Annotated in this window: 7 protein-coding genes and 4 pseudogenes; 6 read left to right on the forward strand and 5 right to left on the reverse strand. The window is 69.1% G+C overall.

Annotated features, from left to right (window positions below; genetic code table 11):
- Positions 1-27 precede the first annotated feature (27 nt).
- Positions 28-859: pseudogene (locus tag IG62_RS44550) on the forward strand (IS5 family transposase).
- A 141-nt stretch (positions 860-1,000) separates the two neighbouring features.
- Here the strand turns inward: IG62_RS44550 and IG62_RS41755 are convergent.
- Both IG62_RS41755 and IG62_RS0111870 read right to left on the reverse strand, forming a co-directional pair.
- Positions 1,001-1,413, reverse strand: a pseudogene (locus IG62_RS41755) (hypothetical protein).
- Between the two features lie 143 nt (positions 1,414-1,556).
- Positions 1,557-2,510, reverse strand: a complete 954-nt coding sequence (locus tag IG62_RS0111870; RefSeq protein WP_030800769.1) for a helix-turn-helix domain-containing protein — start codon at positions 2,508-2,510, stop codon at positions 1,557-1,559.
- Between the two features lie 71 nt (positions 2,511-2,581).
- On the opposite strand from IG62_RS0111870, the gene IG62_RS0111875 reads away from it, so the two are divergent.
- The 4 genes from IG62_RS0111875 to IG62_RS0111890 all read left to right on the forward strand — a co-directional run bounded on the left by IG62_RS0111875 (position 2,582) and on the right by IG62_RS0111890 (position 5,588).
- The gene (locus tag IG62_RS0111875) at positions 2,582-2,914 is read left to right on the forward strand and encodes a cupin domain-containing protein (protein WP_030800772.1); all 333 of its coding nucleotides are present in this window, start codon (positions 2,582-2,584) and stop codon (positions 2,912-2,914) included.
- A gap of 45 nt (positions 2,915-2,959) precedes the next feature.
- A complete protein-coding gene (locus tag IG62_RS0111880; RefSeq protein ID WP_199812458.1) occupies positions 2,960-3,559 on the forward strand; it encodes a GNAT family N-acetyltransferase in 600 nt (199 codons plus the stop codon).
- Between the two features lie 505 nt (positions 3,560-4,064).
- Entirely contained in the window at positions 4,065-4,502 is a 438-nt protein-coding gene (locus IG62_RS0111885; RefSeq protein ID WP_030800779.1) for an Rrf2 family transcriptional regulator, read from the forward strand.
- A gap of 138 nt (positions 4,503-4,640) precedes the next feature.
- Positions 4,641-5,588: a quinone oxidoreductase family protein gene (locus IG62_RS0111890; protein ID WP_051797958.1), complete on the forward strand. Its 948-nt coding sequence runs from the start codon at positions 4,641-4,643 to the stop codon at positions 5,586-5,588.
- A gap of 326 nt (positions 5,589-5,914) precedes the next feature.
- On the opposite strand, the gene IG62_RS0111895 is transcribed toward IG62_RS0111890, so the two are convergent.
- Positions 5,915-7,096 carry an MFS transporter gene (locus IG62_RS0111895; protein WP_234326429.1) on the reverse strand — a complete coding sequence of 394 codons (1,182 nt, stop codon included), beginning with the start codon at positions 7,094-7,096 and terminating at the stop codon, positions 5,915-5,917.
- A gap of 116 nt (positions 7,097-7,212) precedes the next feature.
- On the reverse strand, positions 7,213-7,665 hold the full coding sequence (locus IG62_RS0111900; protein WP_030800786.1) for a carboxymuconolactone decarboxylase family protein: 453 nt from the start codon (positions 7,663-7,665) through the stop codon (positions 7,213-7,215).
- A gap of 46 nt (positions 7,666-7,711) precedes the next feature.
- Between IG62_RS0111900 and IG62_RS0111905 the strand changes: the two are divergent.
- Positions 7,712-8,593: pseudogene (locus tag IG62_RS0111905) on the forward strand (PLP-dependent aminotransferase family protein); the annotation flags it as partial.
- Here IG62_RS0111905 and IG62_RS46250 read toward each other — a convergent pair.
- A pseudogene (locus IG62_RS46250) lies at positions 8,556-9,500 on the reverse strand (IS5 family transposase). The pseudogenes IG62_RS0111905 and IG62_RS46250 overlap by 38 nt on opposite strands.
- Positions 9,501-9,654: the final 154 nt, after the last annotated feature.

Below are 9,654 nucleotides of genomic sequence, written 5' to 3' on the forward strand. Positions count from 1 at the left end.
CGAGGTGGTTGGATCACCCTGGGATTGATGATCCGGGGGTGCGGGGTGGCTCGGCCGAAGCCGTGGGATGTTGATGACGAGTTGTGGGCGGTGATCGAGCCGCTGTTGCCGAGAGTTGAGCGTCGGATGCGGCATCCCGGCGCAAGCGGCATCCGGACCGGCTGGTGTTTCAGGGCATCCTGTTCGTGCTGCACACCGGGATCGCCTGGGAACACCTGCCGCAGGAGCTCGGCTTCGGTTCGGGGATGACCTGCTGGCGTCGCCTGGCCGAGTGGACCGAGGCCGGTGTGTGGCCCCGGCTGCACCAGACTCTGCTGGCGAAGCTGCGCGGCGCGAACGCCCTGGACTTGTCCCGGGCGGCGGTCGACGGCTCCCACATCCGGGCGTTAAAGGGGGCTCCAAGACGGGACGAAGTCCTGTCGACCGGGGTAGAACAGGCAGTAAGCACCACCTGATCATCGATGCCACCGGCATCCCGCTCGCCGCCACCTTGACCGGCGGCAACCGCAACGACGTCACCCAACTGATCCCACTGCTGGAGGCGGTCCCGCCCGTGCGCGGCAAGCGCGGCCGGCCCCGGCGCCGCCCGACCGCGGTGCTGGGCGACCGCGGCTACGACCACGACAAGTACCGCCGCCTGGTCCGGGATCTCGGCGTGAAGCCGCTGATCGCCCACCGCGGCACCGAGCACGGCTCCGGCCTGGGCACCCAACGCTGGGTCGTAGAGCGCGCGTTCGCCCACCTGCACTGGTTCCGCCGCCTGCGGATCCGCTGGGAGATACGCGACGACATCCACGAAGCCTTCCTCACCCTCGGATGCGCACTCATCTGCTGGCGACGCCTGAAGTCATTGCGATAGGAGTTCTAAGAGGGCTGGTCATGGCTGGCAACGCGGCTCTGGAACAGGCGACGTTGACCTTCGAGGACGTCACCGTCGGGCGAGAGCCGCCCCTGCCGTCCGGCGCCGGGTCCGGAAGGCAGGGGCTCCGCATGCCGCGGCTCAGGCAGTGGGTGGCCGGAACGGGATGACGTTGTCAGCGGCCGGAACCGGTTCGGCTGGCGTGTCCTGCTTCTGGGTGAGAACCGCACTGGCCAGCGTCAGGCGGGTCACCAGCTCGCGGAGCTCTTTCAGCTCGGCGTTCTGGTTCGCGATCGTCTTCTTCAGCTTTGCGACGGTCTCCCGCAGCCGCTTCTCCGGCTCCAGGACCTGGCGGGTTTCGGTGTGCGGACGCGTTCGTAGAACTCGTTCTTCAGGTCCGCGTGCCGCTCCATGAGAGCCATGCGGTGGACGCTGGCTTCGGCGGCCAGGGCGACGACGGTGAGGCTGCCGTTAGAGGTGGTGGGCTGGCCGGTCAGGAGCCGGTTCATGGCCTCGGGGATGCGGGTGCGCTCGTCGTGGTGCTGGTCGTCCATGTGTCACCGGAGACCAAGATCATTTGTTGATCAGAAATTTGTGCACTTTTTGCAGTGCCTGGAGGCTCGCCGTGAGCGGCTTCGAGGGCGCCAATGAGTCACAGGGCGCCGGCGAGGGCGACGAGGAGGGGCTTCCACGTCTTCTACCGGGCCTCGCCGAAGGTCCGTCGGTAGGCGCCGGGGGTGGTACCGACGGAGGCCCGGAAGTGGCGGCGCAGGTTGACGGCGGACATGAGCCCTACCCTGGTGGCAATGGCCTCTACCGGCAGGTCGGTCTGTTCCAGCAGGACCTGTGCTGCATAGAGGCGTTGGCGGAGGAGCCACTGACCGGGGCTGGTGCCGAGCTGTCGGGCGAAGCGTCGGGCGAGGGTTCGGCTCGACAGTCCGGCGTGTTCGGCGAGCCGGTCGAGGGTCAGCCGGGTGCCGAGCCGAGAGGTGGCCCACTCCAGCAGGGGTGCCAGTGACTCGTCCGCTCTGGCGGGGATGGGCTGTGCGGCGTACTGGAGTTGGCTGCCCTCCCGGTGTGGCGGCAGCACCATGCTCCGGGCGACTTGCGCGGCGTACGCCGCCCCGTGGTCGGAGCGCACGAGGTGCAGGCACAGATCGATGCCGGCGCCGGTCCCGGCGCTGGTCGCCACGTCGCCGTGGTCCACGTACAGCACGTCCGGAACCACCTGCACCTTGGGGAATTCCGCGGCGAGTTGGTCCGTGCGGCGCCAGTGGGTGGTGGCGCGGCGGCCGTCGAGCAGGCCGGCCTGGGCGAGGACGAACGCACCCGTGCAGATGGCGACGATCCTGGCCCCGCTGCGGTGTGCCCCCAGCAGCGCTTCCAGGATCGCGGGCGGCACCGGGGCGCCGGGCGGCTGCCAGCCCGGGACGACCACGGTGTCCGCCTCCTCCAGGGCCTCCATTCCGGCGTCGACGAGCATCGAGTAGCCGACGGTGGTCGTCACGGACCCGGGACGCTCGCTGCACACCCGGAAGTCGTAGTGCACCGGCAGGTCGGGCCGGACGGTGCCGAAGACCTCGGCGGCGCAGGCGAGTTCGAAGGGCGACTGGGGCGAGTTGAGCAGGGCCACCACCCGATGACGGTTCATGGCAGGAATGTACCCGTGGATGTCTTTCCGGACTCTCGGGCTGGGGGCCTCGCCTGGCCCACAGTGGTGTCATGAGCGAATCCACCCAGGCCGAAGCCCTGAAGATCACCGTCCAGGTCGAGGACGTCGCACCGGCCGAAGTCGTGCCCGGAATCGTGCGCCGAAGGCTCCCGGGGTCCGAGTACGCCAGGGGCTGGCTGATCGACTTCGCCCCGGGAACCGAGTGGCCGGAGGTCGACCTGCACGACAGCGAGGAGCGCTACTACGTGCTGAGCGGCGAGGTGATCGAGGGAGAGGAACGCCACGGGCCCGGGACATACGTGGTGTTCGCGCCGGGCAGCCGCCACCGGCCCCGCACCGAGAAAGGCGCACGGATGCTCGGGATCACAGTGCTGCACCGCTGACCACGCTGTCTTCATCCGGCCGTCTCCGCCGTCCGGACACGCCTCGTGGCGGCGGGTGACCGGAGTCATGTCCTGCGCCAACTGGCACTCCCGGCAGTTTGGATCACCATACGGCACTTCGGTACTGACGTCCTCACCATCGCCGACGAGCTCACCGAGGCGTATGTCACTGTCTTCACTGCCCCGCCCTGGGGAGACCGCGACTCCGAGGCGACCAGGACGGCATTCCGGAAGCGGATCGAGACGGACGCGCGCCGCCCCGGGTTCCGGGCCGTTGTGTCCTTGGCGGACAACGGCGATGTCGACGGCTTCGTCACGGGCTGGACCACCCCGGCTCCTTTCCGCGCCGACCGCGCTTACAGCAAGGTGACCGAACGGCTCGGCCCCGACCGGGTGGCGGAGCTTCTGGTGGGGCGTTTCGAGATCGACGAACTGGGAGTCCGGCCACATGCCCGTGGCACCGGTCTGGGGCGGCTACTGCTGTCCGCCCTCGTCGGCACCGTACCCGGCGGTCGGGCATGGCTGCTCACCTGGAACCAGGCGCACGAAACCCTCGCGTTCTACCGCCGGAACGGCTGGCGGGAACCCGAGCCACTTCCGGGCAGGGAGACAGATATCGTCGTATTCCTGTCTCCTGCCTGCTGACGCAGTGCTGCGACGCCCGAACGATGACTGGTCCGCTGTACGAGTGGGTGGTCGGACAGCGTGGGAGGGTGGCCCATGGGTGGGGGCGAGGGCGCCTGCCTTGGCCCGCCCCTGACAGCCGGGCTGTGGTCGGCCAGTGCGGCCGGCTCGCGGTAGGCCCGACCGCGGGTCGGGGGCCTGATCCACCTGGGCCGGCTGTGCGCCGGGCCGGGCGTCCCGCTCGCAACGACCCACCGCTGCCGGATCGGTCTGCAAAAGCGACCGCGCCGGAGTCGAGCGGCTGACGGACGAGGCCCTGGAGCTGCCGCGCATCGCCTACGAGCGTTGCCATGGGCGCGACTACCGCTTCACCTGCGTCCGAGGCCGACTGCTACCCCGGTGAGCCGGTCTTCGTCCAACTCCACCACGACGTGACGAAGTCAATGGACGCGCCCTGACGTCAATCCGGAAGCGGTTGCTTGACGGGCGCGAGGTGTAACTGAAATTGTTCTTTCAAGGAGGCTTGATGGCTGCGAACAGCAGGCTCACCGTTGCCGTTCACGTATTGGTCTGGATGGCACTGGTGCAGGGGCGAGGCCGGGACCTGGTGACTTCGGAACAGGCCGCCGACAGCGTGAACACCAACCCGGTCGTCATCCGGCGCAGTCTCGGCGCGTTGCGCCGAGCCGGCTTGGTCGAGGTCCGCCACGGCGCCGGCGCCGGCTGGCGGCTGGCCCGCGAGCCGGACCGGATCACCTTGCTGGAGGTCTACCAGGCGGTCGAGGACGAGGCGCTGTTCGGCCTGCACCGAAGCGAGCCGAACCCGCGGTGCCCGGTGGGCGCGGGCATCCGCCCTGCCCTGCAGCGTGCCTATGGCGAGGTCGAGGAAGCGGCGCGGAAAGCCCTGGGGCGGACGACGATCGGGGACATGCTGCGAGAGACGCTGGCTGCACGGCCGGCATAGCCCTACCCGGCGGACACCCGCCGTTTTTTCACGCACATTGATGTAACAAGAATTGTTCTCTCTAGGGAAGAGGAGAGCCCGGTGCATGGGATCCAGTACCGAGAGCACGGAGGGTACGACAAGCTGCGCCTGGTCGAGATGGAGGTTCCCGAACCGTTGCCCGGTCAGGCACTGGTCCGAGTGACCGTCGGCACGGTGAGCCCGCTGGACGACACCGTGCGCGCCGGGCGCATGTCACCAGCCCTGTGCAAGCCGCTTCCGATCGTTCCGGGTGGAGCCGCCGTCGGCGTGGTGGTCGACGCGGGGGCAAGCGGCTTGACCGAAGGCGCCCGAGTAGCGATCAACGGACAGGGACGCGGCCTGAGCACGGACGGCACTTGGCGGGAGTACGTTGCGGAGTACCCTGAGGCGCTCACCCCGCTGCCCGGCGAAGTCGGTGATCGGCAGGTGGCCGCGATACTCGCGGGAGCCGGATACTCCACCGCCTATCTTGCACTCACCGAACTGGCCGGCTTCCGGCCGGGCCAGAGCATCCTTGCGCCGGGCATCGGTGGCGCGGTCGGGATGGGAGCTGCCCACGTCGCCGCGCAGCTGGGTGCCTCGATGGTGATCTCCACGGCCGGCCGCACCGACAAAGCCGAGCAGGCCCGGGCGGCCGGTTTCGACAACATCATCGACCTGTCGCAGGAGTCCCTGCGTGAGGGCGTGGCGCGACTCACCGAAGGCAGGGGCGTCGATGTCGTCCTCGACGGCGTCGCAGGCCCACTGCTCGGCGACGCACTTGCCGCACTGGCCCACGGCGGCAACTACATCGCCGTCGGCTACTCCGGAGGTACCCGCGGCACGGTCGACGTGACCGACCTCATTTGGAAGACCGCCCGCGTCCACGGCTACAAATTCGACATGTTCCCGGCAGACGTCACCCGTGCCGCACGGCAGACCCTCGTCGACTGGCTGGTCGAGAAGCGGTTCGAGCCCATTGTCGCAAGGGAGTTCCCCCTGGCTCAGGCGGCCGAGGCGCAGCGCCACCTGATCGAGGACAGGCCCTTCGGCCGGGTGCTCCTGACCATGGGCGCCAGGGACTGAACGACAGCCATCACCAACGGAGCGCCTCAGGCTGCCCCCACTCACTGAGCCGGCACCTACTGACCGGCGAGCAGCCGGCTGCGCCTTCACACCGGCAACGAGGTCAACCGGCTCATCGTCACGCCAGCCACGCATAGCCACGCACAGCCACGAGCAGGCCGCAGCTCACCTGCTCGACATCCAGCAGCAGTGGACCCGGCGCGGCCACGGCCTGTGGGCCGTCGCTCACCCCGTCGAAGACATTGACGCCGTCGTCGCCGGTCTGCGAGCCCCGATCCAGCAGGCCCGCAGAGACCGCCCGTGCCGGGCACGGCCGGCAGCTCGCCTCACTCGGCGGAGAGGGGCGTGGTGCGGCGGGCCCTGCCCACCACGAGCAGTGCCAGGGTGGCGAGGACGGCGCCGATCCACAGCACGCTCGTGGTGGCGATGCCGTCGACAGCGAGGCCGCCGAAGAGCGCGCCGAGCGCGATGGACAGGTTGAACGTGGAGACGTACAGCGAGGAGGCGGCCTCGGTGGTGTCCGGTGCCGCGTCCAGGATCCAGGTCTGGAAGCTGACCGGCACCGCGCCGTAGCCCAGGCCCCAGAGGATCAGGATGGCGCCCGCGGTGACGGCGTCCGTGTCGACCAGCGCGAGAAGCACCATGGCCCCGGTGAGGACCACGGAAATACCGGCGACGGTCTGCCGCAGCCGCTTGGCGATGAGCGCTCCGGCGATGAAGTTGCCGCAGATGCCGGCGGCGCCGAAGGTGAGCAGCAGTGCGCCGATCATGTTCTCGTCGGTTCCGTCATCTTGGAGGATCGGCCGGACGAACGTGTAGGCCAGGAAGTGGCCGGTGATCACGAGGAAGGTGATGGCGATCCCGGCCCGTACGCCCGCATTGCCCTTGAAGACCTTCGGTAGGTCCGCGAACGTGATGGTCTGCTCGGCCGGCAGTTTCGGTATCAGGAAGAGCATGCAGGCCAGAGCGGTCAGTCCGAGGATGCCCACGGCGGCGAACGCGGTGCGCCAGCCGCTGTGGTCACCGATGATCGTCCCTGTGGGGACGCCGAGGACGGACGCGGTCTCGACGCCACCGAAGATGACCGCGGTGGCCCGGGGGACGTGCTTCTCCGGCACCAGTCGCAGCGCTATGCCGCCGGCAATGGACCAGAAGCCGCCGACGCCGATGCCGATCAGGAACCGGGCGGCCAGGACGATTGCGAAGCCGGTCGCGAAAGCGGAGGCCAGGTTGGCCGCGCCCACCAGGCCCATCAGGAGCGTCAGCACGATACGGCGGTCGATGCGACCGGTGGCCACGGTGACCAGGGGTGCCGAGACGGCGGCGACCAGGCCGGGAACGGTCACCATCAGTCCTGCGGTGCCCTCGGAGACGTCCATGGCGGAGCCGACCGGGGTGAGCAGGCCCACGGGCAGCAGTTCGGAGGTCATCAGGGAGAAAATGCCCAGGGTCACTGCCAGGACGGCGAGCCAGCCCTTGACCGGCGAGCGACCGATGGTGGTGGACATTGGTGTGTCGACGGTTGTCACGGTTTCGTGAGCCCTTCGCTCAGGAATTCGGGCAGGCCATGGCATGCCACGGGCGGTGGCCTCGATGGGGCCACCGCCAGTGAGGGGACTGTCGGTTACTCGGTACCGGGCGTCTTCCGCGTGGTGACGTTCATCCGGTTCCACGCGTTGACGGTGACGATGAGCGCGATGAGCTGGGCGAGTTCCTTCTCGTCGAAGTGCTTCGCGGCCTCGTTGTAGACCTCGTCCGACACGCCCTGGGGCAGGAGGGTGGCGGCCTCGGTCAGCGCCAGTGCGGCCCGCTCCTTCTCGGTGTACAGGCTCGACTCCTCCCAGGCGGAGAGCTGGTAGATCCGCTCCTCCGTCTCACCGGCCTTGCGGGCGTCGGAGGTGTGGTAGTCGATGCAGTATGCACAGCGGTTGACCTGGGAAGCCCGGATCTGCACGAGCTCCAGCAGGACGGGGTCGAGCCCTGCACGGGCGGCGGCGTCGAGGGCCAGGACGGCCTTGAAGACCTGGGGGGCGACGGCGGAGAAGTTCATGCGCTCAGGTATCTGAAGAGTTGTCATGCCTCGACCCTAAGAGCGGAAACGACCCAAGGTATGGTGCATTTTCATGGCAGAAACATGGGTCAATTCTCCGGAGTGCAAAGCCGGTGGGACGGGACCGGGCCAGGTCACGGGAACCGACCTCCACCTGGAACTCTCCGGAGAGGGAAGCCTGCGCCGCCAGCTCATGCAGGCCCTGCGGGAGGCCATCCGCTCCGGCCGGCTCGCCCCCCGGCACCCGGTTGCCCCCGGCACCCGGTTGCCCCCCTACCGCAGTCTTGCCCACGACCTGGGCATCGCCCGCAACACCGTCGCCGACGCCTACGCCGAACTCGTCGAGAAGGGCTGGCTCTCCGCCCGCCAGGGCTCCGGCACCCAGGTCGCCCGGCGGGCCGCACCGCTCCATCCGGGCCAGGCGCGCCGCCCGCAGCGCCGGACCCGCCGCCGCACCCTGCACGACCTGATGCCGAGCTCTCCCGACGCGTCCTCCTTCCCGCGTGCCGCATGGCTCACCTCCGCGCGCAGGGCCATCGCTGCGGCCCCCAACGACGCCTTCGGCGTCGGCGATCCGCGCGGCAGGGCGGAACTTCGCGAGGCGCTCGCCGAGTATCTGGCACGCGCCCGGGGCGTGCGCACCGAGCCCGACCGGATCGTGATCTGCTCCGGCTTCGCCCACGGACTGAAGTTGCTGGGCAGTGTGCTGAACGGCCCTGTTGCGGTGGAGACCTACGGACTGGACTTCCATCGGGGCCTGCTCGAAGACGCGGGTATGCGCACCGTCCCGCTGACGGTCGACTCGTACGGGGCCCGGATCGACGAGTTGCCGGGCACCAGCGCTGCGGCCGTACCGCTCACGCCCGCACACCAGTTCCCCACCGGCGGCCCCCTGCATCCAGAACGCCGGGCGGCGGTCATCGACTGGGCCCGCTCCTGCGGTGGACTGGTCGTGGTGCGGCGGTTGCGGTGCCGAGGTAGACGTAACGGCGTTTGCCGTAGCGGGTGGCGACTGCCCGGTGCTGCTTGAGGCGATTGATGGCCCGTTCGACGGCGTTGCGCCTCTTGTAGCGCTCCTCGTCGAGGCCCGGTGGTCGTCCGCCGCGTGAGCCTTTACGCAGGCGGGCGGCCCGACTGTCTGTTTTCTCGTAAATGGTGTGCCGACACCGCGACTTCGCAGGTACTGGCGGCAGGGTCCGTTGCTGTAGGCGTATGTCGGCCGCGATGCTGTCCGGCGTCTTGCGCGGCCTTCCCGGCCCGATCCGCGGGACGCGGATCTTCTCCAGGACCGCCTTGAACTGGGTGCAGTCCGCCCCCGCTGGCCTGGTGTGACGACCAGGGACAGCGGGCGGCAGCGGCCATCGGCACTCAAGTGGAGCTTGGTGGTGAAACCGCCGCGCGAGCGGCCCAGGCCCTCACCTCCTGCACCACCTCCACCAGGCGGGCCTGCAGGCTCTGCCACGCGCTCTCGCCCTGGTGTTCTGCCGGCTCGGCCCCCTTTGAACCGCGGGGCGGCGGTGCGTCGGTGCGGGCACCGGCAGCGTGCTGATGAGCCCGCACGATGGTGGAGTCGACCGAGATATCCCAGTCGATCTCTCCTGCCGCGTCGGCGGCAGCCTGGACCTGCTGGAGCAAACGCTCCCACGTCCCGTCACCCGACCACAGCCGGTGCCGTTCATAAACGGTCTTCCACGGCCCGAACCGCTCGGGCAGGTCACGCCACTGCACGCCGGTCCGGGCCCGGTGCAAAATCCCGTCAATCACCTGCGGTGGTCCCGCCACCTGCCACAACGCCTGTTGCTGACCGGCAGGAACGGCCGTAGCCGTTCCCATTCGGCATCGCTCAGATCACCCCGCCCCATGGCCACATCAACGACCGGTACACGACGCAGTCACATGATCGACCGGACAAGTCCTTCCTCCGCCGTCGCCGCGATGAAAGACACGCTCACGCCCATGACAGGCAACCCCCCTTGCCGTACCGCATGTTCGACTCGTTGACCGAACGACGACGAC

It is taken from the genome of Streptomyces sp. NRRL S-337 (genome assembly GCF_000720175.1).
Taxonomy (GTDB): Bacteria; Actinomycetota; Actinomycetes; order Streptomycetales; family Streptomycetaceae; genus Streptomyces; species Streptomyces siderophoricus.

What these genes read in the sequence shown, in the direction of transcription:
- IG62_RS0111885 (WP_030800779.1), top strand. Translation starts at nt 4,065, where the DNA reads ATGGCTGCGAACAGCAGGCTCACCGTTGCCGTTCACGTATTGGTCTGG.
- IG62_RS0111875 (WP_030800772.1), top strand. Translation starts at nt 2,582, where the DNA reads ATGAGCGAATCCACCCAGGCCGAAGCCCTGAAGATCACCGTCCAGGTC.
- IG62_RS0111895 (WP_234326429.1), bottom strand. Translation starts at nt 7,096, where the DNA reads ATGTCCACCACCATCGGTCGCTCGCCGGTCAAGGGCTGGCTCGCCGTC.
- IG62_RS0111890 (WP_051797958.1), top strand. Translation starts at nt 4,641, where the DNA reads ATGGAGGTTCCCGAACCGTTGCCCGGTCAGGCACTGGTCCGAGTGACC.
- IG62_RS0111900 (WP_030800786.1), bottom strand. Translation starts at nt 7,665, where the DNA reads ATGACAACTCTTCAGATACCTGAGCGCATGAACTTCTCCGCCGTCGCC.
- IG62_RS0111870 (WP_030800769.1), bottom strand. Translation starts at nt 2,510, where the DNA reads ATGAACCGTCATCGGGTGGTGGCCCTGCTCAACTCGCCCCAGTCGCCC.